This is a genomic window from Flavobacterium sp. YJ01, from assembly GCF_029320955.1.
GTDB lineage: Bacteria > Bacteroidota > Bacteroidia > Flavobacteriales > Flavobacteriaceae > Flavobacterium.
This window is the reverse complement of the sequence record NZ_CP119757.1, coordinates 3,308,227-3,330,102: the sequence shown is the minus strand read 5'-3', so window position 1 is coordinate 3,330,102 and position 21,876 is coordinate 3,308,227. Positions and strand designations below refer to the sequence as shown.

Annotated in this window: 25 protein-coding genes and 1 tRNA gene; 6 read left to right on the top strand and 20 right to left on the bottom strand. The window is 33.6% G+C overall.

Annotation, left to right across the window (positions count from 1 at the left end):
- The first annotated feature begins 70 nt into the window (after nucleotides 1–70).
- Nucleotides 71–1,279 carry a cytochrome c3 family protein gene (locus P0R33_RS14550; RefSeq protein ID WP_276171903.1) on the top strand — a complete coding sequence of 403 codons (1,209 nt, stop codon included), beginning with the start codon at nucleotides 71–73 and terminating at the stop codon, nucleotides 1,277–1,279.
- Between the two features lie 73 nt (nucleotides 1,280–1,352).
- Here P0R33_RS14550 and P0R33_RS14545 read toward each other — a convergent pair whose 3' ends face one another.
- The 4 genes from P0R33_RS14545 to P0R33_RS14530 form a co-directional block, all read right to left on the bottom strand.
- Nucleotides 1,353–2,096 carry a UDP-2,3-diacylglucosamine diphosphatase gene (locus P0R33_RS14545; protein WP_276171902.1) on the bottom strand — a complete coding sequence of 248 codons (744 nt, stop codon included), beginning with the start codon at nucleotides 2,094–2,096 and terminating at the stop codon, nucleotides 1,353–1,355.
- A gap of 82 nt (nucleotides 2,097–2,178) precedes the next feature.
- Complete coding sequence (locus tag P0R33_RS14540) at nucleotides 2,179–2,631, bottom strand: 6-carboxytetrahydropterin synthase (RefSeq protein WP_276171901.1); 453 nt, start codon at nucleotides 2,629–2,631, stop codon at nucleotides 2,179–2,181.
- Between the two features lie 33 nt (nucleotides 2,632–2,664).
- Nucleotides 2,665–2,841 carry a hypothetical protein gene (locus tag P0R33_RS14535; RefSeq protein ID WP_276171900.1) on the bottom strand — a complete coding sequence of 59 codons (177 nt, stop codon included), beginning with the start codon at nucleotides 2,839–2,841 and terminating at the stop codon, nucleotides 2,665–2,667.
- Nucleotides 2,842–2,941: 100 nt separating this feature from the next.
- Nucleotides 2,942–3,706 (bottom strand): enoyl-CoA hydratase/isomerase family protein, encoded by a 765-nt coding sequence (locus tag P0R33_RS14530; protein ID WP_276171899.1) that lies wholly within the window; start codon nucleotides 3,704–3,706, stop codon nucleotides 2,942–2,944.
- A 105-nt stretch (nucleotides 3,707–3,811) separates the two neighbouring features.
- On the opposite strand from P0R33_RS14530, the gene P0R33_RS14525 reads away from it, so the two are divergent.
- Nucleotides 3,812–3,885 (top strand) — tRNA-Ala (locus P0R33_RS14525).
- A 160-nt stretch (nucleotides 3,886–4,045) separates the two neighbouring features.
- Here P0R33_RS14525 and P0R33_RS14520 read toward each other — a convergent pair.
- A complete protein-coding gene (locus P0R33_RS14520) occupies nucleotides 4,046–4,222 on the bottom strand; it encodes a hypothetical protein (protein WP_276171898.1) in 177 nt (58 codons plus the stop codon).
- 390 nt (nucleotides 4,223–4,612) lie between these two features.
- Here P0R33_RS14520 and P0R33_RS14515 point away from each other — a divergent pair, with 390 nt between their 5' ends.
- Complete coding sequence (locus P0R33_RS14515) at nucleotides 4,613–5,011, top strand: hypothetical protein (RefSeq protein WP_276171897.1); 399 nt, start codon at nucleotides 4,613–4,615, stop codon at nucleotides 5,009–5,011.
- A 98-nt stretch (nucleotides 5,012–5,109) separates the two neighbouring features.
- Here P0R33_RS14515 and P0R33_RS14510 read toward each other — a convergent pair whose 3' ends face one another.
- Genes P0R33_RS14510 through P0R33_RS14500 form a run of 3 tightly spaced genes read right to left on the bottom strand, consistent with a single transcriptional unit; the run spans nucleotide 5,110 to nucleotide 7,956 of the window.
- Nucleotides 5,110–6,078, bottom strand: a complete 969-nt coding sequence (locus P0R33_RS14510; RefSeq protein WP_276171896.1) for a lipid A deacylase LpxR family protein — start codon at nucleotides 6,076–6,078, stop codon at nucleotides 5,110–5,112.
- Entirely contained in the window at nucleotides 6,056–6,844 is a 789-nt protein-coding gene (mtgA, locus tag P0R33_RS14505; RefSeq protein ID WP_276171895.1) for a monofunctional biosynthetic peptidoglycan transglycosylase, read from the bottom strand. The genes P0R33_RS14510 and mtgA overlap by 23 nt, the downstream gene beginning before the upstream one ends.
- The gene (locus P0R33_RS14500; RefSeq protein ID WP_276171894.1) at nucleotides 6,844–7,956 is read right to left on the bottom strand and encodes an FAD-dependent oxidoreductase; all 1,113 of its coding nucleotides are present in this window, start codon (nucleotides 7,954–7,956) and stop codon (nucleotides 6,844–6,846) included. Before P0R33_RS14500 ends, mtgA begins: the two co-directional genes overlap by 1 nt.
- A gap of 228 nt (nucleotides 7,957–8,184) precedes the next feature.
- Here P0R33_RS14500 and P0R33_RS14495 point away from each other — a divergent pair, with 228 nt between their 5' ends.
- A complete protein-coding gene (locus P0R33_RS14495) occupies nucleotides 8,185–10,086 on the top strand; it encodes a S9 family peptidase (protein ID WP_276171893.1) in 1,902 nt (633 codons plus the stop codon).
- 175 nt (nucleotides 10,087–10,261) lie between these two features.
- The gene (locus P0R33_RS14490; protein WP_276171892.1) at nucleotides 10,262–12,694 is read left to right on the top strand and encodes an ATP-binding protein; all 2,433 of its coding nucleotides are present in this window, start codon (nucleotides 10,262–10,264) and stop codon (nucleotides 12,692–12,694) included.
- Between the two features lie 24 nt (nucleotides 12,695–12,718).
- Here the strand turns inward: P0R33_RS14490 and P0R33_RS14485 are convergent, their stop codons facing one another.
- From P0R33_RS14485 to pdxA, 12 genes are all read right to left on the bottom strand, one after another.
- Complete coding sequence (locus P0R33_RS14485) at nucleotides 12,719–14,074, bottom strand: sigma-54 dependent transcriptional regulator (RefSeq protein ID WP_276171891.1); 1,356 nt, start codon at nucleotides 14,072–14,074, stop codon at nucleotides 12,719–12,721.
- Nucleotides 14,075–14,202: 128 nt separating this feature from the next.
- On the bottom strand, nucleotides 14,203–14,499 hold the full coding sequence (locus tag P0R33_RS14480; RefSeq protein ID WP_276171890.1) for a hypothetical protein: 297 nt from the start codon (nucleotides 14,497–14,499) through the stop codon (nucleotides 14,203–14,205).
- A gap of 15 nt (nucleotides 14,500–14,514) precedes the next feature.
- Nucleotides 14,515–14,808: a PepSY-like domain-containing protein gene (locus P0R33_RS14475; RefSeq protein ID WP_276171889.1), complete on the bottom strand. Its 294-nt coding sequence runs from the start codon at nucleotides 14,806–14,808 to the stop codon at nucleotides 14,515–14,517.
- Nucleotides 14,809–14,825: 17 nt separating this feature from the next.
- A complete protein-coding gene (locus P0R33_RS14470; RefSeq protein ID WP_276171888.1) occupies nucleotides 14,826–15,116 on the bottom strand; it encodes a hypothetical protein in 291 nt (96 codons plus the stop codon).
- Between the two features lie 28 nt (nucleotides 15,117–15,144).
- Nucleotides 15,145–15,441, bottom strand: coding sequence for a hypothetical protein (locus P0R33_RS14465; protein ID WP_276171887.1), 297 nt, complete (start codon nucleotides 15,439–15,441; stop codon nucleotides 15,145–15,147).
- 75 nt (nucleotides 15,442–15,516) lie between these two features.
- The gene (locus tag P0R33_RS14460) at nucleotides 15,517–15,813 is read right to left on the bottom strand and encodes a hypothetical protein (protein WP_276171886.1); all 297 of its coding nucleotides are present in this window, start codon (nucleotides 15,811–15,813) and stop codon (nucleotides 15,517–15,519) included.
- A 372-nt stretch (nucleotides 15,814–16,185) separates the two neighbouring features.
- A complete protein-coding gene (gene accC / locus P0R33_RS14455) occupies nucleotides 16,186–17,532 on the bottom strand; it encodes an acetyl-CoA carboxylase biotin carboxylase subunit (protein WP_179001924.1) in 1,347 nt (448 codons plus the stop codon).
- A 105-nt stretch (nucleotides 17,533–17,637) separates the two neighbouring features.
- Nucleotides 17,638–18,126 (bottom strand): acetyl-CoA carboxylase biotin carboxyl carrier protein, encoded by a 489-nt coding sequence (accB, locus tag P0R33_RS14450; RefSeq protein ID WP_276171885.1) that lies wholly within the window; start codon nucleotides 18,124–18,126, stop codon nucleotides 17,638–17,640.
- 23 nt (nucleotides 18,127–18,149) lie between these two features.
- Entirely contained in the window at nucleotides 18,150–19,148 is a 999-nt protein-coding gene (locus P0R33_RS14445; protein WP_276171884.1) for a beta-ketoacyl-ACP synthase III, read from the bottom strand.
- A 175-nt stretch (nucleotides 19,149–19,323) separates the two neighbouring features.
- Nucleotides 19,324–19,518 (bottom strand): 50S ribosomal protein L32, encoded by a 195-nt coding sequence (gene rpmF, locus P0R33_RS14440; protein ID WP_008465217.1) that lies wholly within the window; start codon nucleotides 19,516–19,518, stop codon nucleotides 19,324–19,326.
- Nucleotides 19,519–19,527: 9 nt separating this feature from the next.
- The gene (locus P0R33_RS14435; protein ID WP_276171883.1) at nucleotides 19,528–20,070 is read right to left on the bottom strand and encodes a DUF177 domain-containing protein; all 543 of its coding nucleotides are present in this window, start codon (nucleotides 20,068–20,070) and stop codon (nucleotides 19,528–19,530) included.
- 105 nt (nucleotides 20,071–20,175) lie between these two features.
- Complete coding sequence (pdxA, locus tag P0R33_RS14430; RefSeq protein ID WP_276171882.1) at nucleotides 20,176–21,225, bottom strand: 4-hydroxythreonine-4-phosphate dehydrogenase PdxA; 1,050 nt, start codon at nucleotides 21,223–21,225, stop codon at nucleotides 20,176–20,178.
- A 57-nt stretch (nucleotides 21,226–21,282) separates the two neighbouring features.
- Here pdxA and P0R33_RS14425 point away from each other — a divergent pair, with 57 nt between their 5' ends.
- On the top strand, nucleotides 21,283–21,873 hold the full coding sequence (locus P0R33_RS14425) for a riboflavin synthase (protein WP_276171881.1): 591 nt from the start codon (nucleotides 21,283–21,285) through the stop codon (nucleotides 21,871–21,873).
- Nucleotides 21,874–21,876: the final 3 nt, after the last annotated feature.

Sequence of the window (21,876 nt, the reverse complement as noted above, 5' to 3'; positions counted from 1 at the left end):
TATTTTAACAACATTTTTTCATTATTGAAATATATTTTGATTCAAATCAAAAAAAAGTATATTTACAGCAATGAAAAAAACTGTATTTCTACTAACCAACATTCTTTTGACAATTTTCTTTGTCAGCTGCAACAACAAATCAGAAGAATACATTGATCCGCGCGGAACTGATTTTGCGGGTTCAGAAAGCTGTGTACAATGCCACAAAGCACAATCTGAAATGGTATTTAAAAGTTCTCACTTTAAAGCTACCGCTCCGGCATTATTAGAAAATGTTTCTGGAGATTTCGATTCTAAAAACCATACTTTTATTTATGACAAAGACACCAAATTGGTCATGGAAAAACATGGCGACAGTTTGTATCAGGTTTTATATAAAAACGGAAAAGAAAGTGCGAGATATAAATTTGAAATTGTCTTTGGTACCAAACATGCACAAACTTCTGTTTATTGGAAGAATAATAATACTTACGAATTACCGCTTTCCTTTTATCATTCTATAAATAATTGGGCAACAAGTCCTGGATTTCCTGCTGATAAACCTTATTTTGACCGAATGGTTGTTAAGGATTGTTACGCGTGCCACAGTTCTAATGTAAGTTCCAGAATGGTTGAACAAAGTTCTGAACAAAAGAACTTTATGTCTATGGATGTGGAAGATATCATTAACAAAAAAACAATCGTTTACGGAATTGACTGCGAACGCTGCCACGGACCAGCTAAAAAACATGTAGAATTTCATTTAAAAAACCCAAATGTAAAGGTTGCTAATAGCATTACAAGTTATAAAACATTAAATCGTCAGCAAAAATTGGATGCTTGCGCATTGTGTCATTCGGGAAATGACGGGATGAAATTAAGATCTCGTTTTGAATTTAAACCTGGAGATAATTTAACGGAGTTTTTTCGTGAAAACAGAAATATTACTGATAGCGCAAAATTTGATGTTCACGGAAACCAATTCCGCTTAATGGCGCAAAGTAAATGTTTTATGAAAAGCGATAAAATGGATTGCATTACGTGTCATAACCCGCATGAAAATGCGTCTAAAAATATGGCATCGTATTCTAAAATCTGCATGAGTTGTCATCAAGGTTTAAAACACAATGAAACCACGCTTAAAACAATGCCTGAGAAATTATTAGCCGATAATTGTGTAGAATGTCATATGCCTAAAAAAGCTTCAAACGCGATTAGTTTTCAGCTTTCAAACAGCAAACAATTGTCGAATTATATTTTGAGAACGCACCGAATCGGAATTTATCCGAATGCGAAATAAAAGTTTGTTTAATTTTTTTGACAAATGAGTATTATTTGCCTTTTCAACTTTTGACTTTTGACTTTTGACTAACTTATTTTTGGAATTCTTTCAATTCGAATTTTTCGCCGTCAAAAACACCGTACGTAAAATAGCCAATCCAATCGCCAAGATTAACATATTCTGAGTTTTCGCCAACTGAACGAATCATTGGCAAATGGCGATGTCCGAAAACAAAATAATTATAATGTTTAGTTTCTAATTTTCGCTTGGCGTACAAAATCAGCCATTCTTTTTCTTCGCCTAAAAACTTAATATCTTCATCGCCAGAAATCAATTTATTTTTGACCGATAAATATTGTGCTAAACTAACGCCAACATCTGGATGAAGCCAACGAAAAAGCCATTTTGAAAACGGATTTGTAAACACCTTTTTCATTCTTTTATAACCTTTATCGCCAGGACCTTTTCCGTCGCCGTGACCAATTAAAAAAGTCTTTCCGTTAAAAGTAAATTCTTTGTTATCATGATAAACCGGAATATTCAATTCGGTTTCAAAATAATCATTCATCCATAAATCATGGTTTCCAACAAAAAAATAAATCGGAATTCCGCTGTCGCGAATTTCAGCCAGTTTGCCTAGAATTCGAACAAATCCTTTTGGAACGACCGTTTTGTATTCAAACCAAAAATCAAATAAATCACCCAATAAAAAAATAGCTTCAGCATCTTCTTTAACCTCATCTAGCCAAGCAACAAATTTTTTCTCGCGCGGCAAACTCAATTCAGGAGTTGGAGCACCAAAATGCTGATCTGAAGCAAAATATATTTTTTTCATTTAATTTTTTGTGAGATGTGATTTGTGAAATGTGAGATGCAAAAGTTTTGCGTCTTACTTCTTACAATTTACTTTTTACTAATTACAAATTATCTGAAGCGTACCATTCTGCAAAAGACGATTCTGTTTCTTGAAGTTTTAGTGAGAAAAGAGAAATTCCAGCAGGAAGTCTTGCTATAATTCTTTCAGCAAAATCAACCACCATATTTTCGCTTGTTGGCTGATAATCAACCAAAATCACATGATGACCTCGGTTTTTTAATTCAGCTGCTAATTCAACATGCGGAGTAGTCTGATTGAAAACAGTTGCATGATCAAACTGATCGACGATTTCTTCTTTTACAATTTTCTTTAGATCCGAAAAATCAATCACCATTCCGAATTTCACATTCGATCGGTCTGTAATTGGCGAACCAATAACCGTTACCGATAATTTATAACTGTGTCCGTGAACGTTCTTGCATTTTCCGTCGTAACCGTACAATGCATGTCCAGTTTCGAAGCTAAATTGTTTTGTAATTCTGATATTACTCATCGATGTTTAATTTTAAGCTTGCAAATTTACAAATTAATAACCGTTTTTATCTCTTTTTTTAGCGCGGTTATACATCCACAAAGCAATTCCGCCTAAAATCAGAAACGGAATAAAAGATCCGATGACAACGCCAATTTGATAACCGCTGTCTGGAGCGTCTTTTATTTTCTCTGCAATGTCAACTTTTTGGAACAATGAAATGAGTTTCATTTTAAATTATATTTAGTTTTATTTTTTTTAGCCACAGATTAAAAGGATTAGAATGATTTTAAAATAATCCTTTTTAATCCTTTTAATCTGTGGCATAAAATCATTTTTTAAACTGAAGCAATGCCTTTTTTGTAAAATCAGACAAAACCAATTTACCAGTAATTGCGGCGCGCTCAAAAAGAAGCGATTCCCAAGTTTCTGTACCTTCCCAGATCACTTTTTTCATTTCGTATAAAGCTTCTGGATTGTATGAACTTAATTTTTGAGCAAAACTTTCGACTTCTTCATCTAGTTTTTCAATAGAAGTTAAAACAGAATAAAGTCCTTTTTGGAAAGCCCAATCTGCCGATTTCCATTCGTGAGGAGCCAAAGTCATTTGCGTCATTGCCGTTTTGCCAATTTTACGAGAAACGGCTGGTTCAATTACAAATGGTCCGATTCCGATTGCTAATTCAGATAATTTAATTTCGCTTTGCCGAGTTGCAAAAACATAATCGCAAGCCGAAATAATTCCGACACCGCCTCCAACAGCTTTTCCTTGCACACGACCAATAATTAGTTTATTACAGTTTCGCATCGCATTTAATAAGTGTGCAAAACCTGAAAAGAATTCTAATCCCTCCTCTTCATTTTCAACTTTCAAAAGTTCATCAAAAGAAGCGCCAGAACAAAAAGTTTTATTCCCCTCACTTTTTAAAATAATAACCGAAATGTCTTCATTTCTGCTTAACGAATTAATTTCTGCCGTAAGCGCGTCTAACAATTGACGCGGAAAAGAATTACTTGCAGGATGACCAAACTGAACTGTTGCAATTGTATTTTGAAAAGAAGTTTCTAAACTTCCATTTAGATTTTCTGAACTCATAAAAATAGATTTAAAGGTAAAGTTACGCTTTTGAAAAATTATATTCCTGAAACTCCTCGAAATTTGTTTTTTGAGAATTATTTGACTTTATTTGTTTACACTTTTGGGGGATTAGCTCATCTGGCTAGAGCGTTACGCTGGCAGCGTAGAGGTGATCGGTTCGAGCCCGATATTCTCCACAAAATAGAAACCCTTGTAAATTTAGTTTTTACAAGGGTTTTTATTTTATACGCAATCTTGTCATTTCGAGGAACGAGAAATCGCACTAGTTTATCGACAAAGATTGTGGAATTCCGAGTGTGATTTCTCGTTCCTCGAAATGACAACTTCAGTGTTAAATTATTTCTCATTAGCTGAATCATCAGCATCGACATCTTTTTTCTCTGTTTTTTTGAAATCGTTATTTAGCAAATTTTCCAATTTCTTTTTTTCCTTTAGATTTTTTCTGATCGTTAACACAACCAAAATCACAACCAAGATTGCTACAACTCCAATTATATTCCAATTAATATCCATAGTTTTTAATTTTAACTTAAATATAAAGATTTAAAGTATTTAGCGTATTATCAAAAGGTTAAGTGTTATTTAGAAATTGAGTTTAAAAATTTAGCAGCAGAAGTATTATTTTCAAAAGACCACTTGTCCCGCTGTTCGCTATATCTTTTTCCTGCTAAAGAAGCAGTAAAAAGGATACCGCTGCCATCGGGGCTAGACAAGAAATTCTAATTTTCATAAGAAGTTTTTTGATTAGACCAAATATATAGAGCAATCAGGCTTATTGTAATACAATTATGCCTTTTGGCGGACATTCTAAAAGTTTTATAGCTACATCTTTGTAAAATTACTGACTTTAAATCCTTTGATTTCAAGTAAACTGGATATTACTTCACCTTAATTATAAAAACCATGAGAAAATTACTTTTACTACTTAGCTTATTTATCATTACAACATCTTGTTCTTCATCAGATAATGACGATTCTGGAAAAACTAACAATGGATCAAATAGTTTTGCCCCGCCTGAATGGATAATAGGAACTTGGAAATCGAATTTTGGAGGAACATATACTTTTACGAAAGATGATATCATCTACGGAGCTGGAGGCACTAAAACATCAACAAAAGAACAAGTTGCCACACTTAAAAAAGCTGGCATAGAGGTATCTGTAAAAGAAACCAAAAATAATTCATCATACAGTGCAGATTACAAATTTTCAGAATCAACAGTTACATTTAGTTTTACTAAGACTTCTGACACTGTAATGGAATCCACTGGATTTTTAGATGGAACTTATACAAAACAATAACTAAACAAAAAACCGTATTCTTAAATTGGAATACGGTTTTTTTTATTTTGCAGCAAATTTTATTCAAGAAGTTTTGCCATATATCTTAATAGCAAAAACTACCTCAACAAAAACCCCATTCGTATCGACCCAAAAAAGTATCCTTTATTCGTATCAATTCCTGGATCGTTTAATTCTCGTCCGCGATAAATAAAAGAGTATGAAATATTGAAATTGTTATAGCGATATTTTAAACCAGCTTCGGCATTAAAACGAAGTGGCTCTAATTCGAAAGTAATCGGACTTGTGTCGTTAAACATACTTCCTTCAATCGTTGCATCATAGAATTGATAATTAACGCTTGGCATCGCATAAAAATAAAATTCTCTAATATTCGTTTGTATTTCAGCACTTACTGAGGCATCGTGCATATTAGAATCGTATAGCGGAAGCAAATTTTTAAACCCAAATCTAGCCATAAATCCTGTAGAAACTCCTGTAAAAATAGTTCCTACATTGGCTTCAGACTGCCAATGAAGATCTACAAAATCATTATGTTGAGATGGAAATAGCTTTTTAGAATACATCACATGCGCTTGCAAGCCCAAGGCATTGTGAATTTGATTTTCCCATCCAAATACTTTTTTGTAGCCAATAATTTTGTGAAATCCTTCTTGCAATTCTTCTCCCAAAGCATTTGGACCAAGAAAACCAATTTGAAAATCGGTCTTCAAAACCGATTCACTTTGATAAAAGAAACTTTTTCCGGCTTCAGCAAAAAGATAACCCGCAAAAGGACGATCATTTATATCAACTGCTTCTTCATTTATAAATCTCGGATTGTAAAGATATTGTCCAATTCTAAACTCGGTAATTTCTTTATTGATTTTCTGGTTGTTGTTTTTACTCAAAAATCGGTAAAAAAGCTCTAAACCATTTGTATAATACATGTCATTTTTAGACGATGTATACAAATCATTATCCGATACAAAACCTATTTCTGTTTTTTTTCCTTGTCCAAAAGTGAGTGTTACTGTCAATATCAGAAAAGCAAAAAGCTTTTTTTTACTTCTCTTTCTCTTTTCCATCATAATTGATTTTTCCAACGTAACGCATTTCGCGAACAATTCTTTCTTTTCTTCTATTGATATAACTTGAAGAACCTGTGGCCTTAAATTTTCTCGGATTTGGCAGAATTGCCGCAATTCCAGCCGCTTGCATTGCTGTTAGACTCGACGCATCGCGACGATACCAATGTTCTGTTGCCGCATAAGCGCCGTAAACGCCATCGCCCATTTCAATACTGTTTAGGTAAACTTCCATGATACGTTCTTTGCCCCAGATAATTTCTATCAAAACAGTAAAATAAGCTTCAAGACCTTTACGCAAATAACTTTTCCCTTGCCATAAAAAGACATTTTTAGCGGTTTGTTGCGAAATGGTACTTCCGCCACGAATTCTGCGTCCGCGTTCGTTGCTTTTATATGCTTTTTGAAGTGCTTTAAAATCAAAACCATTATGCGTTAAAAAAGTCGCATCTTCACTGGCGATTACTGCTTTTTGCAAATTCATTGAAATTTTTTCGAGTGGTTCCCAATCATGATCAAAATACACTTCTTTACCTCCAAGTTTATTTTCGATGGCACGAATAAGCATTAACGGAGTAAAAGGAACTGGCACATATTTGAAGAAAATAACTGAACCAATAGATAATCCAAAAAACCACAAAGCAGCTTTAATAAAGAACCATTTTATTTTTTCTCCTAAAGAACGATTTCCTTTCTTAGAAGTTGATTTAGGCTTGGGTTTACTTGCGGTTGTTTTTTTTGGTGCTGGTTTTTTGGGTGCTGCCATTATATTAAATCTGCTAATTCGGTTCCTATTAAACTGCCTATTGCCACTCCCATTCCGCCTAAACGCACTCCACAAAACACGTTTTCAGATAGTTGAGCTACAACAGGATTTTTACTATTTCCGATTCCCATGATACCGCTCCAACGGTGCGCAATCTGGAAATCCTGATTTGGTAAAATTACATTTTTCAGTAAATCTTCCAATTTATTTTGAATAATTTTCGTCTGTCCAAATTCGGTTGTGGTTTCTCCCTCAAAATCTAGATTTCTTCCACCACCCAATAAAATCCGATTGTTTATATTTCTAAAATAATAATAACCACGATCTAAATGAAACGTTCCTTTTATGTCTAAATTGTGAATGGGTTCTGTAATTAAAACTTGCGCTCTTGCCGGTTTTACCGCTCCATTTGTTAAAGAATTAGCAAAACCGTTTGTAGCAAAAAGCAGTTTTTGGGTTTTAAAACTAAAATCATTCAAAACCACTTCAACGTGATTTCCTACATCGGCGTAAGAAGTTACGGTTTGCTGATTTAGAACTAAAATATCTGAAGAAATAGCTTGCTTTAACAATTCCTGCATCATATTTCCCGTATCAATCTGCGCTTCAAACGGATTAAAAATCAAATAATCTTGAACATTTCCAAATCCGAAACGATCTGTTTCTTTTGCAAAAACTTCGGCTTTAAAAAGCGGTTTTAAAACTTCGTTTATAAACGGAATTTTAGAAATACATTCATTAAATCCTGATTCGTCTTCTTTCAAAAATAATTCATAACCACCATGAGGTTTAAAATCGATTGCAGCATCTCCCAATCTTTTTCGAAGTAATTGCAAACCTTTCCAGCGTTTTTCAATCAAATGCACCACGTCATCTTCCGAATGTGTTTTCAAATCTTCTAGAATTTCAGAAAGACTTCCGAAACAGGCAAAACCTGCATTTTTGGTACTGGCACCTTGAGGCAACATTCCTTTTTCTAGAACCAGAATTTTGGCAGCTGGAAATCTTTCGCGTAAGCGCAAAGCTGTATGTAAGCCGACGATTCCGCTTCCAACAATTGTGTAGTCAATAGCTGTGAACCAGTTTTTTAATTCCCAATAGCTTAGTTCCATTTTCAGAGTTTTTTATAAAAATAAGATTTTTTTTGAACCATATAAGTAATTTAAGTTCATTTAAAAATCTTTGTCTGGCTGAGCGAAGTCGAAGCCTCTCAACTATGTGCACTTCGACTTCGCTCAGGGTGACAATAGTAAACTTTAACAATAATTGGAATTTGAAATTTAACTTATTGGAATTTAAATGTTGTATTTTTAGCGCCACAAAAAATAGAATAATCGATTATGAAAAAAGTAGTATTAACAACCTTAATAATGATGAGTTTAAACGCTATCGGACAGAATGTAATGTCGCCGGAATTGTTATGGAAATTAGGAAGAGTAACACCTCTTGGCATTTCTAAAGATGCAAAAAATGTTGTTTTTAAAGTTTCTACGCCTTCTGTAGAAGAAAACAAATCGTCTTCAAAATTGTATACAATTCCTGTAACTGGAGGAAATGCAGTTGAAATTAAAGACACAAAAGATATTTTGGCAGACAAAAATATTTCTCCTGATGGAAAATATGTTGTTTATAATGAGGAAGTAAAAATCGATAAAGTTTTAGGTAAAGATTTTTATCCAAAATTAGACAAATCTGATGCTCAAATCTATGACGGATTAGATTATCGTCATTGGGATACTTGGAACGAAGGAAAATTTAATCACGTTTTTTATAAAGAAAACAAAGATGGTGCAAAAGGAATTGACATCTTGAAAGGTGAAACTTTTGATTCTCCACAAAAACCATTTGGCGGTGACGAAGATTATATCTGGTCGCCAGACAGCAAAAGTATTTTTTATGTTTGCAAGAAAAAAGCAGGAACGGCTTACGCAATTTCTACAAATACAGATATTTACGAGTACAATTTAGAAACTCAAAAAACAATCAATAAAACGGATGGTAATTTAGGTTACGATACGGCTCCGCAATTTTCTCCAACAGGAAATTTAACTTGGTTGCAAATGAAACGCGACGGTTATGAGTCTGATAAAAACGATATTATTGTTGAATTTAAAGGAATCAAAACAAATCTGACTGCGAATTGGGACGGAACTGTAGATAATTTTATCTGGAGTAAAGACGGAAAAACTGTATTTTTTGTAGCGCCAATTGACGGTACAAAACAAATTTTCTCTGTTAATTTTCCAGGTTTAACTAAAATTGCAATCAACGTTCATCAGATAACAAAAGGAGATTTTGATGTAAATGATTTAGTTGGATTTTCTGGAGATGATCTTATCGTAACAAGAAACGATATGAATCACGCTGCTGAAATTTACTCTTTTAATTTGAAGAAAAACACTTGGAAACAACTTTCAAATGTTAACACAGAAACGTACAAATCTTTGGCGTTAAGCAAAACAGAAAGACGTTATGTTACAACAACTGACGGAAAAAAGATGTTGGTTTGGGTTATTCTTCCTCCAAATTTTGATGCCTCAAAAAAATATCCAACATTATTGTATTGCCAAGGCGGACCACAAAGTGCGTTGACACAATCGTATTCTTACCGATGGAATTTCTCTTTAATGGCTGCAAAAGGTTATGTGGTTGTAGCGCCAAACCGTCGCGGAATGCCAGGTCACGGTGTTGAATGGAATGAGCAAATTAGTAAAGATTGGGGCGGACAAGTTATGGACGATTATCTTTCTGCAATTGATGATGTTGCAAAAGAAAGCTACGTTGACAAAAGCCGTTTAGGTTGTGTTGGAGCTAGTTACGGTGGATATTCTGTATTTTATTTAGCTGGAATTCACAAAAACCGTTTCAAAACTTTTATTGCTCACGATGGTGTTTTCAATACCGTTTCTATGTTAGGAACGACAGAGGAAGTTTTCTTTAACAAATGGGATTTTGGCGGAGCTTATTGGGAAAAAGATAATGCTGTAGCACAAAAAGCTTACACGACTTTTAATCCTGCAACTTTGGTTCAGAATTGGAACAAACCAATTTTAATTTTCCAAGGAGGAAAAGATTTCCGTGTGCCGATCGGACAAGGACAAGAAGCTTTTCAAGCGGCTCAATTAAGAGGAATTAAAAGTAGATTTGTGTATTTTCCAGAAGAAAATCACTGGGTTTTAAAACCACAAAATGCTCAGATTTGGCAAGGTGAATTCTTTAAATGGTTAGAAGAAACTTTATAGTCAATAAAAAATTTAAAAAAACAGCCGTAGATTTTACATAATCTACGGCTGTTTTTGTTTTCAAACATGACAATTATATAACAGATTAGAAAGGTTTAGGTTTCCAAAAACAGATTTTTTTAGATAAATTGCAATGTTTTAATAATCCCGAATTTCCCAAATCCTTCAATAAAATATGGAGACTAAAAAAAGTTACACCGCAATAAAAGTTTTATTCAGCTATGTTGCATTATTAGCTTTGGTTGTCACCGTTGGATGGTTTCTGTATTCTGAAAATGTTGTTTATAACAAACTGGAAGACAAAATTGCTTTAGAAAAAAACAAAATACTTCGCGTAAGCAGACTTTACTCAAATGTTTATAAAACGGAAAGTCTGGCAAGACAAACCATTCAAAATAACTCTCAAAAAGATTTCAAAAACTATTTGATCGAAACAGATTCGCTTCGCAAACGTATCGATACTCTAAAACAAATTGTTACAACCGAATATCAAAAAACACTTTTAGATAGTGTAACTTATTTTTTGGCTGAAAAAACCGAAAACATTAAGCAATTAAGAGAAATTAAAAACAAGGCAGACGACGAAACTTCTGTAAATAATGCCATTGATGAAATTACCAAAATGGAGTTCAATCTGAGAAAATTGGAGCTTCAAGATTTCACCAAAAACCCAAATCAATTGGGGAGTTACCAGCGAAACGTTTTACAGCGTTATGTTGATTATATGAATTCTAATATTCCAGATGACAGCACCAATACTTTAAGCAAAAAAGCTTCAGATTCTATTTTAGCTAATTCTAAAAAGCTTTTGAGTTCGGTAAAATTAAAGGCTGAGAAGAAAAAAGAATCTTTAAATTTTGAAGAAAACAAATTGCTTCAGAACGAAATCGCGATTTCAGATCAGCTTCGAAAAATACTTCGAATTATTGAACGAGAAATCATCATCAACTCCATAAAGAGCAATACATTAAAAGAAAAATCATTAAAAAGAGTCAACGAAATCGTTACGGCTTCGGCAGTAATTGGCTTATTATTGACTTTATTTTTCTCCATTTTAATTGTGAGCGATTATTCGAAATCGCAAGTCTATAAAAAGCAATTGGAGATCGCCAATTTCAAAACTAAAAACCTACTTAAAAGTCGCGAACAATTAATTTCGACTGTTAGTCACGATTTAAAGACGCCTTTAAGTACCATTGTCGGTTATTCTGAACTTCTTGGAAATTCGGACATTAATACCAAACAATCTTATTTCGTTAAAAACATTAAAAATTCTTCTGAGTATATTTCTCAGTTAGTTCAAGATTTGCTGGATTTTTCGAAAATAGAAGCTGGAAAAATTACTATAGAAAAAGTTCCATTTTTGTTGCCAGAAATTATTGAAGATATTGCTAGAAATATTCAAACCGTTTATAAGCATAAAAACATCGATTTGATTATCAATATTGATGAGAAATTTCAAAAACGTATTGTTGGCGATCCGTTTAGATTGAAACAGATTCTGACCAATATTATCGGAAATGCCTATAAATTTACAGAAGAAGGCCATATTAGAATTGCCGCTTTCGCGAATGATGAGCAATCTTTTACAATTACAATTCAAGACACAGGAATCGGAATTGAGAAAGAAAACCAGAAATTAGTTTTTGAAGAATTTGCTCAAGCGAATGAAAACATCGAAAAAAAATATGGCGGAACTGGTTTAGGATTATCAATTTGCCAGAAAATAATTTCTATTTTGGGAGGTAAATTAAACCTTGAAAGTGTTTTTGGAAAAGGAAGCACTTTTAAAATCCAATTGCCATTATTATTTGACAATAGTCAAAATAATCCTGTTGCTCCATTAAAACCTAAAACTGCCAAGAATACTAAAAAACAAACTTTTATTGTGGTTGATGATGATATTAACCTTCTAAATCTGACTTGTGGTGTTTTAAGACAAGAACAACATCAAGTTCTATCTTTCAGCAATCCGGCAAAGGCTTTAGAAGCTATTCAGAATACACCTTTTGATTTTGTCATTACTGATATTCAAATGCCAGGAATTGACGGATTTGAGCTATTGGAGAAATTTCGTGAATTTCCTATTTATAAAAATCAGCCTGTAATTGCTTTAACTGGCCGAACAGATTTGGATATGTCTGTTTACAAAAATGCTGGTTTTACTACTGTTGTAAAAAAACCTTATTCGCCAAAGATTTTATTGGAAACAATTCAGCATATTTTAGATCACGAAGAAATTCCAGAAACTGAAATTGCAGAAACAGAAAATCAAAATTCTTCGCAAATGTATTCTCTGGAGACTCTAAATGATTTTCTAGGGAAAGATGAATCGGCTTTGAAAGAAGTTTTGAATTCTTTCATAGAAACAAGTATCGAGAATTTAAGATTTTTAGAAACTGCAGTTAACGATGAAAATCACGAAGAGATAAAATCTATTGCGCATAGAATTGCACCGATGTTCAGACAAATTCAAGCCAATGAAATTGGCGAACTTCTTAAAGATTTGGAAAAAGAAGATCTAAACACAATTGATATAAAAAGCACTTATGCTGATTTAAAAAGTAAAGTAGAAATGCTATTTGAAAATTTAAAACAGGAAATTTAAAATACAACCTTTATCAAAACTACTTTACTCAATATTGTAATGTTTCAATTTGTTGTAAAGTGTTTTTCTTGTAATTTTTAAGAGTTTAGCCGCTTCAGATTTATTATTTTTCGCTTTTGATAAGGCATGAATAATAGCTTCTTTTTCGTTATCAGACAAAGCAAAACTTTCGTCTGCACTTGAATCCTTTTTTTGAATTTGAAAAAATTCTGCCGGAAGAACTTCACTTTCTATAAAATCACCGCGAGTTAAAAGTGTGGCACGTTTTACACAGTTTTGCAATTCACGCAAATTTCCTGGCCAATTGTAATTTTGAAAAATAGAAACCACTTCTGGAGAAAATCCTATTACACCTTTATTTAATTGCTGATTGGCTTTTTCAAGAAAATAATCAGCAAAAAGCATTAAATCTTCGTCACGATCTTTTAAAGATGGTGATTCTATAGAGAATTCGTTGATTCTATGGTATAAATCTTCTCTAAAATCGCCGTTTTTTACCGCTTCGCGCAAATCTTCGTTTGTAGCCGTAATAATGCGTATATCAACGTTTATTTCCTTATTGCTTCCAACGGGTTTAATTTTTCTTTCTTGAAGTGCTCTCAATAACTGAATTTGATTTTCGTACGAAAGGTTTCCGATTTCATCCAAAAATATAGTTCCGCCATTTGCAGCTTCAAAATAACCCATTTTATCACTGATTGCTCCAGTAAAAGATCCTTTCAAATGTCCGAAGAATTCGCTTGCCGCTAGTTCTTTTGGAATGGCTCCGCAATCAACCGCAATAAAATTATTGTTTTTTCTTTGACTTTGCTGGTGAATGCTTTTGGCTATAATTTCCTTTCCAGTTCCGCTTTCACCAATAATCAAAACTGACATATCAGTCGGACTTACCAATTGAATATGATCTAAAAGTTTTTTTGAAGCAACAGAGATTCCTTTTACAAATTCATTTTCTGTAGAAGTTTGTTTTTTGGGTGCTTTTTTTTCTTTAGCAGGAGCTTGTTCCTCTTCTTCTTCTTTTGGAGCTTGCAACGCATTATTAATTACAAGTAAAACCTCATCAGGATTGAAAGGTTTAGAAATATAATCGGCTGCACCATTTTTAATTGCTTTAACAGCAGTATTTACATCAGAGTAACCTGTCATTAAAATAATTGGAATATGCGGATGAGAGTTCTTAAATTCAGACATTAGCCCGATGCCGTCAAAATCAGGCAAACGAAGATCTGTCAAAATCAAATCAAACGATTCTTTTTTGATTGCTTCGCGTGCTTCTGCGGCTGAGAAAGCAATGGTAACATCATACGATTTCTTGATTAGAAATTTTTCTAATAGTTTACAAAACGCGATGTCGTCTTCTATCAATAATATCTTCGGCATTTGCTTTTAGGGAGTTTTTTGCTAAAATAAGACTATTAAAATTGGATTTTCACAAAATTATGCAAAAAAAAAGAGATTGCACGTCGCAATCTCTTTTTCACCAAAAACATAAATCTAAATTCACCTAATTATATTTTCAACCAGTTACCATTGACATCTGAGTACACAGTAGCCTTCTGGTCTCCAACTGATATTTCTAGTTTGTATTCTTTCTTTTCGTTTACAAATGCCTTTTCCAGTTTTGCTCCCGGATAAGCCGTCTGCAAAGCCGTTTTAACAGCTGCAGGCACAGCATCTGCAGTAACTTCTGTATATTCAGTTTGAACAATTACAGTTGCTTTTGTGTCTTTAGAAACAGGCAATACATTTGCATGAATTGACATTGTTCCCAAAACAACCACTGCTGATAAGATTAACTTTTTCATGATGCTGATTTTTAATTATTTTTTGATGATGTTACCAGAAGCATCTGTAAAAATAGTATACTTCTTTTCTCCACTTGAAATCTCAAGTTTATACTCGTTTTTCTCGTTTTTATAAGCCTTTTCAAGCTTAGTGTTCGGGAAAGATTTTTCAATTGTAGACTTCACTGCTGCCGGAACAGCATCTGCAGTTACTTCGGTAAATCCATCTTGAATAAGTACTGATTGAGTGATCGAAATCGCTGGAAGAACTGCGGCATTAACCGATAAACTTCCTAACACAATCGCCGCTGATAAAACTAACTTTTTCATAATATTGTGGTTTAAAATTATTTTTTAAGAATGTTACCAGAAGCATCGGTATAAACGATCGATTTTTCACCTCGAACTGTTATCTCAATTTTATACTCCTTTTTGTCATTCACCCATGCTTTTTCAAGCACTACACCAGGATAAGCGTCGTCTAAGCCTTTTTTAACAGCTGCTGGAACTCCGTCTACTTCTTTATATCCATCCTGATCATTTACTGTCTGCACCATTGTGTTGGTTACAGCAGTGGTTTCTGCGTGCATCGACAAACTGCCTAAAACAATTGCTGCCGATAGAATCAACTTTTTCATAGTAATAGTTTTAAGGGTTAGTAATTAATTATTTTTTAATCCAAGTTCCATCTGCGTTAGCAAATAGATTTCCTGTTTTGTCTCCAACAGTCACTTCAAGCTTGTATTCAGACTTTGTATTTTTAAATGCTTTTGTTAAAACTGCATCTGGATACGCTTTTTTAAGCGCGTCTGTTACGGCTGCTGGAAGTTCTTCCAATTTAATCTCTGTATAATCATCTTGGATAGAGATTGTTTTTACGATAGTATTTGAAATTGGCGAAGTTGAAGCAAATGATGTTAAACCTCCCAAAACGATTGCGGCTGATAAAAATAAATTTTTCATGATAATTCTGTTTTAATATTGTTAATTTGATCTTAGTATTCTTGATCTGGATTTTCAAAATCTATACGATTTAGATTATTTTTTAATCCAAGTTCCGTCTGCATTAGCGAAAAGATTCCCAACTTTGTCACCTACAGTAACGTCAAGTTTATACTCAGATTTTTCGTTTTTATATGCTTTTGTAATTATAGCTTCTGGGTATGCTTTTTTCAAAGATTCAGTAATTGCTGCTGGTAATTCTTCTAATTTGATTTCAGTGTACTCGTCTTCAACAGAAATCGTTTTTACGATTGTATTATTTACTTGTGTAGTTGAAGCGAATGAAGTTAAACTTCCTAAGACAATTGCGGCTGATAAAAATAAATTTTTCATAACGTATATATTTAAATTAATAGTTGTTTACGCTTTAGGTAATGAAATTATTATGCCGTAAAAGAAAAGAACTGTGCCAAACGCGTTAAAGCCTTGTTTTTACAAGGGTTTTCATCAATGTGCCAAAAATTGACCAATATTAAAAAGTGTGTAAATGAAGAAAAAGGTGTGTAATAAGTAAACACTTAGAGTGTAACCTTGATAGAAATTTCAATAAATCAAATTCCAAATTCTAAAGTCTAGAATGAGGTTTTAAGTTTTTAAATTTAGGTTAAGGTTCCAATATTGGAATTTGGGATTTCCTTTTATTGGATTTTTTTGTAAAAGCTTATAAAAAGAAAAAGGCTGTCAAAAAATTGACAGCCTTTATAATTATTCTGGATTATTCATTTTAAATGTATCCATAAATGCAGTTGTGTAATCTCCTGCAATATATTTTGGATCATCCATTAATTGTCTGTGGAAAGGGATTGTAGTTTTCACGCCTTCAATTACGAATTCATCAAGAGCTCTTCGCATTTTGCTGATAGCTTCTTCACGAGATTGTGCAGTTGTAATTAACTTAGCAATCATAGAATCGTAGTTTGGCGGAATGCTATATCCTGAATACACGTGAGTATCTAAACGAACTCCGTGTCCTCCTGGCATATGAAGCGTAGTAATTTTTCCTGGTGACGGTCTGAAATCATTATAAGGATCTTCAGCATTAATACGACATTCGATAGCATGTAATTCAGGAAGATAATTTTTACCAGAAATTGGAATTCCAGCGGCAACCATAATTTGCTCACGAATCAAATCATAATCGATAACTTGTTCTGTGATTGGGTGCTCTACTTGGATACGAGTATTCATTTCCATGAAATAAAAGTTTCTGTGTTTGTCAACCAAAAACTCTACAGTTCCAGCTCCTTCATATTTAATGAACTCAGCAGCTTTAACAGCAGCCTCACCCATTCTAGCACGAAGTTCATCTGTCATAAACGGAGAAGGAGTTTCTTCCGTTAATTTTTGGTGACGACGCTGTACAGAACAATCTCTTTCAGAAAGGTGGCAAGCTTTACCATAAGCATCACCAACAACTTGAATTTCGATATGACGTGGTTCTTCAATAAGTTTCTCCATGTACATTCCGTCATTTCCAAATGCTGCAGCAGCCTCTTGACGTGCACTTTCCCAAGCTTTTAAAAGCTCTTCTTCTTTCCAGATAGCGCGCATTCCTTTTCCACCACCACCAGCTGTAGCTTTCATCATAACTGGATAACCAATTTCTTTAGCTGTTTTTTGTGCATGTTCGTAAGATTCTAATAATCCGTCTGAACCTGGTACACAAGGTACCCCTGCCGCTTTCATTGTAGCTTTTGCAGAAGCTTTATCTCCCATTCGGTCGATCATTTCAGGAGCCGCACCAATAAATTTGATTCCGTGCTCTTGACAAATTTTTGAGAATTTAGCATTCTCAGAAAGAAATCCATAACCTGGATGAATTGCGTCTGCATTTGTAATTTCTGCAGCTGCAATGATATTTGACATTTTCAAATACGATAAGTTACTCGGAGGAGGGCCTATACAAACCGCTTCGTCAGCAAATTTAACGTGTAAACTTTCTGCGTCGGCTGTAGAGTAAACTGCAACAGTTTTGATTCCCATTTCCTTACATGTACGAATTACACGTAGTGCAATTTCTCCTCTATTCGCAATTAATATTTTTTTAAACATCTTATTTTAATTAGATAATTAGACAATTTGAGAATTAGATAATTTTAGATGATCAATAAAAATCGCTTATAAATCAATCTAAAATCTAAAATCTAAAATCTAAATTTATGATGGATCTACTAAGAATAAAGGTTGGTCAAATTCTACTGGAGACATATCGTCAACTAGAATTTTCACAATTTTACCAGAAACTTCAGATTCGATTTCGTTGAATAATTTCATTGCTTCAATTACACAAAGAACATCGCCTTTAGATACAGTACTTCCTACTTCAGTAAATACTGGTTTGTCTGGAGATGGTTTTCTATAGAATGTTCCAATGATTGGAGATTTTATAGTAATGTATTTAGAATCGTCTTTAGCAGCCGGAGCTTCTGGAGTTACATTTACAACTGTTGGAGCTGTAACTTGTGGAACTTGAGCTTGCGGTAAAGCTGCTTGAGCAGGTAATTGCTGTACATAAGTTGCTTCAGTTACATTTGTTTCTAAAGTTGTTCTGATCGTGATTTTCACATCATCCATTTCTAACTTCACTTCTGCAACGCCCGAATTTGCAACAAATTTGATTAGGTTTTGAATTTCTTTTAAATCCATAATGATTCGTTTTTAGTTTTAATTTATTTCTTATCGTAAGCCCATTTTAAATAGATAGATCCCCAAGTGAATCCACCACCAAAGGCAGCAAAGATAACATTATCTCCTTTTTTCAATTTATCTTCAAAATCAGCTAATACTAATGGAAGAGTTCCAGAAGTAGTATTTCCGTATCTTTCGATGTTTACCAAAACTTTAGAATCATCCAATTCTAATCTTCCAGCAGTAGCATCAATAATACGTTTGTTTGCCTGGTGTGGTACCAACCAGTCAACATCCTGATTTGTCAAATTATTTCTTTGCAAAATCAATTCGCTGGCATCTGCCATGTTCGTTACAGCATATTTGAAAACAGTTTTACCGTCTTGCATAATATTGTGCTGTCTATTTTTTACTGTTTCTTCGCTAGGCGGAATCAAAGAACCCCCTGCAGGGATTTTAAGAAAATCGCGTCCTACACCATCACTTCTTAGATATTCATCCTGCAAACCTAAACCTTCATAATTTGGTTCGAAAAGAACTGCACCAGCTCCATCACCAAAAATAATACAAGTTGCTCTGTCTGTATAATCTACAATTGATGACATTTTATCGGCACCAATTAAAAGTACTTTTTTGTAACGTCCAGACTGCACGTAAGCCGCAGCAGTAGACATTCCGTATAAGAAACTTGAGCATGCTGCTTGCAAATCGTATGCAAATGCATTTGTTGCTCCAATTTCTGTTGCAACATATACTCCTGTAGAAGCCACCATCATATCTGGTGTTGCTGTTGCCATGATAATCATATCAATCTCTAACGGATCAATATTTGCTTTTGCAATTAAGTCCTGTGCTGCTTTTATTGCAAGGTATGATGTACCTTTATCAGCATCTTTAAGAATTCTTCTTTCTTTAATTCCTGTTCGAGTGGTTATCCACTCATCATTGGTTTCAACCATTGTTTCTAGAACTTTGTTTGTAAGCACAAAGTCAGGAACGTATCCTCCAACAGCGGTAATTGCGGCTGTGATTGTATTCATTATATTCTACTATTTTCCTTTCAAATTATCATTAATTTGAAAAATTTTTAAAAGGCTTGAAAATTACAAAAAAAAACGAAACGATTTTGTCTATATTTTCCTAAAAAACGAAAATTATAACCAACAAAAAAAACTCTCACTATGTGAGAGTTCTAGTATAATTTACAAAAACGTATTAAGCAACCGCTTCAGATTTATCGATAACAACTTGCCCTCTGTAGTACATTTTACCTTCATGCCAGTAAGCTCTGTGGTACAAATGTGCTTCTCCAGTAATTGGACATGTAGCGATTTGAGCTACAGTAGCTTTATAATGTGTTCTTCTCTTATCTCTTCTTGTTTTCGAGGTCTTTCTCTTAGGATGTGCCATTTTACTATATTATTTATCCGTTAATAGTTTCTTTAATTTTTCCCAACGCGGGTCAATATCTTCTTCTTTGTTACTCTCTTCCTTTTGTTCTTTTACACTTAATTCATTCAATTTTGTTAAAGCTTCTGTCTGCAGACTTCCATCTTTAACTCCTGGATGAATTCTTTTTTGAGGTACAGAAAGCGCAATCATTTCATAAATATACTGCGCAACATCTATTTCAAACTCACCATGTGGTAAAATCAACAATTCTTCATTATCATTATTGAATTCCTCTCCAAAGCGAACAATAAGCTTCATTCTCCCTTTTATAGGTAAATCAAAATCTTCGCCTGTTAGATCACAAGGCACATTTACAGTCCCTTTGTGTTTGAATTCTAATTCTAACATTGTGCTTTTCTTTTCGAAAAGCAATTTGACTTTTATATCCGAACTTTGAAACTCATCGTATTCAAAATTCTTAAAAAACTCATTATTTATCTGATACTCAAAATGGTGTTTTCCTAGTTTTAATCCTACGAAAGGAATTAAAAATTCTTTTGTTTTGCTCATTTCAACATCAATTTGATCAATTCGTTTCTAAAACTAGATATCTGAATTGGGGTGCAAAGATATAAAATTATTATAAATCTAATAATCTTATTCACCTTTTTTTGTTTATAACTGTTTTTCTTTTATTTTAAGAGGTTTTTGGCTAATCTCCTCATACTGATTACGCGAGCGAAAAATATCTATTGCAAGATAGACTGCTTCTTTAAATGAATTGTAATCTGCCATATCTTTTCCTGCAATATCATAAGCTGTGCCATGATCTGGAGAAGTTCTCACCTTATTTAAACCCGCTGTATAATTGACTCCTTTTCCAAAAGATAGTGTTTTGAACGGAATTAATCCTTGATCGTGATACATGGCTACAATTGCATCATATTTTTCATAATGACCGCTTCCAAAAAAACCATCCGCTGGAAACGGACCAAAAACCATTGTTCCTGAATCGAATATTTTCTTTAATGTCGGTTTTAAAACCAAATCATCTTCTTTTCCGATAACACCACCATCACCAGCATGCGGATTCAATCCTAAAACTGCAATTTTAGGCTTCACAATACTAAAATCCTGAACCAAAGATTTTCTAATGGTTTCAATTTTTGTAGTAATTAATTCTTCCGTTAAATGTGAAGCAACTTGGTTTAATGGCACATGATCTGTAATTAATCCTACTCGTAAATTATCTTGAACCATCATCATAAGCGCATTGCCTTCTAATTCCTGATCTAGATAATCGGTATGGCCTGGAAATTTAAAATCATCCGATTGAATATTATATTTATTGATTGGCGCTGTTACCAAAACATCAATTTCTCCATCTTTAAGAGCTTTAGTTGCTGCAACAAATGATTTAATGGCATATTCTCCAATTTTTGAATCATTTGTTCCTAAATTAATATCAACGCCTTCTCTCCAAAGATTATAAACGTTTACTTTTCCCGGAATGACCTGATCTAACTTATCAACTCCATGAAACTGAACTGTCGATGTAAAACTTTTTTTTACGAATGAAAGAATCTTCGCATTTGCAAAAATAACCGGCGTACACAATTCCAACATACGAGAATCTTCGAATGTTTTCAGTATAACTTCGCTTCCAATACCGTTTAAATCTCCTATTGAAATTCCAACAATTATATTTTCTGCTTTTTTATTCATGAGCTCAGTTTATTTATTACTAATTTTGATGTGCAAATTTAGTAAAATAAAACCACAATGTTCACAGGAATTATAGAAACACTCGGTAAGGTTCACGAAATCAAAAAAGACCAAAACAATCTTCATATAACAGTTGACTCTTCCATAACACAGGAATTAAAAATAGATCAGAGCGTTTCGCATAACGGAATCTGCCTTACAGTTGTCGCAATTAGAGACTCGTTTTATACCGTAACCGCAATAGACGAAACTATTTTGAAGACAAATATTGGCGATTGGCAGGTTGGCGATATTGTTAATTTAGAAAGAGGAATGAAGCTTGGCGATCGTCTGGATGGACATATTGTACAAGGACACGTTGACCAAACCGGAACTTGTATTAACATCGAAGAAGCTAACGGAAGCTGGAATTATACTTTTGAGTACGACAAAAACTTAAACAATATTACTATCGAAAAAGGTTCGATTACTGTAAACGGAGTAAGTTTAACAGTTGTAAATTCTAGAACGAATGAATTTAGCGTATCAATCATTCCTTATACTTTTGAGCACACTAATTTTAAGGATTTCAAAGTTGGAACAAAAATCAATTTAGAGTTTGATGTTGTTGGAAAATATATTTCCAGACTTTATTCTATAAACAAATAATTT

Bases quoted from the DNA above. Each gene is read 5' to 3' on its own strand.
- P0R33_RS14470 (WP_276171888.1), bottom strand. From the start codon at position 15,116: ATGAAAAAGTTGATTCTATCGGCAGCAATTGTTTTAGGCAGTTTGTCG.
- P0R33_RS14435 (WP_276171883.1), bottom strand. From the start codon at position 20,070: ATGAGCAAAACAAAAGAATTTTTAATTCCTTTCGTAGGATTAAAACTA.
- P0R33_RS14425 (WP_276171881.1), top strand. From the start codon at position 21,283: ATGTTCACAGGAATTATAGAAACACTCGGTAAGGTTCACGAAATCAAA.
- P0R33_RS14465 (WP_276171887.1), bottom strand. From the start codon at position 15,441: ATGAAAAATTTATTTTTATCAGCCGCAATCGTTTTGGGAGGTTTAACA.
- P0R33_RS14530 (WP_276171899.1), bottom strand. From the start codon at position 3,706: ATGAGTTCAGAAAATCTAAATGGAAGTTTAGAAACTTCTTTTCAAAAT.
- rpmF (WP_008465217.1), bottom strand. From the start codon at position 19,518: ATGGCACATCCTAAGAGAAAGACCTCGAAAACAAGAAGAGATAAGAGA.
- P0R33_RS14510 (WP_276171896.1), bottom strand. From the start codon at position 6,078: ATGGAAAAGAGAAAGAGAAGTAAAAAAAAGCTTTTTGCTTTTCTGATA.
- accB (WP_276171885.1), bottom strand. From the start codon at position 18,126: ATGGATTTAAAAGAAATTCAAAACCTAATCAAATTTGTTGCAAATTCG.
- P0R33_RS14545 (WP_276171902.1), bottom strand. From the start codon at position 2,096: ATGAAAAAAATATATTTTGCTTCAGATCAGCATTTTGGTGCTCCAACT.
- P0R33_RS14485 (WP_276171891.1), bottom strand. From the start codon at position 14,074: ATGCCGAAGATATTATTGATAGAAGACGACATCGCGTTTTGTAAACTA.
- P0R33_RS14480 (WP_276171890.1), bottom strand. From the start codon at position 14,499: ATGAAAAAGTTAATCTTATCAGCAGTGGTTGTTTTGGGAACAATGTCA.
- P0R33_RS14535 (WP_276171900.1), bottom strand. From the start codon at position 2,841: ATGAAACTCATTTCATTGTTCCAAAAAGTTGACATTGCAGAGAAAATA.
- P0R33_RS14550 (WP_276171903.1), top strand. From the start codon at position 71: ATGAAAAAAACTGTATTTCTACTAACCAACATTCTTTTGACAATTTTC.
- P0R33_RS14515 (WP_276171897.1), top strand. From the start codon at position 4,613: ATGAGAAAATTACTTTTACTACTTAGCTTATTTATCATTACAACATCT.
- P0R33_RS14445 (WP_276171884.1), bottom strand. From the start codon at position 19,148: ATGAATACAATCACAGCCGCAATTACCGCTGTTGGAGGATACGTTCCT.
- P0R33_RS14460 (WP_276171886.1), bottom strand. From the start codon at position 15,813: ATGAAAAATTTATTTTTATCAGCCGCAATTGTCTTAGGAAGTTTAACT.
- P0R33_RS14500 (WP_276171894.1), bottom strand. From the start codon at position 7,956: ATGGAACTAAGCTATTGGGAATTAAAAAACTGGTTCACAGCTATTGAC.
- P0R33_RS14495 (WP_276171893.1), top strand. From the start codon at position 8,185: ATGAAAAAAGTAGTATTAACAACCTTAATAATGATGAGTTTAAACGCT.
- P0R33_RS14520 (WP_276171898.1), bottom strand. From the start codon at position 4,222: ATGGATATTAATTGGAATATAATTGGAGTTGTAGCAATCTTGGTTGTG.
- P0R33_RS14540 (WP_276171901.1), bottom strand. From the start codon at position 2,631: ATGAGTAATATCAGAATTACAAAACAATTTAGCTTCGAAACTGGACAT.
- pdxA (WP_276171882.1), bottom strand. From the start codon at position 21,225: ATGAATAAAAAAGCAGAAAATATAATTGTTGGAATTTCAATAGGAGAT.
- P0R33_RS14475 (WP_276171889.1), bottom strand. From the start codon at position 14,808: ATGAAAAAGTTAGTTTTATCAGCGGCGATTGTGTTAGGAAGTTTATCG.
- mtgA (WP_276171895.1), bottom strand. From the start codon at position 6,844: ATGGCAGCACCCAAAAAACCAGCACCAAAAAAAACAACCGCAAGTAAA.
- accC (WP_179001924.1), bottom strand. From the start codon at position 17,532: ATGTTTAAAAAAATATTAATTGCGAATAGAGGAGAAATTGCACTACGT.
- P0R33_RS14490 (WP_276171892.1), top strand. From the start codon at position 10,262: ATGGAGACTAAAAAAAGTTACACCGCAATAAAAGTTTTATTCAGCTAT.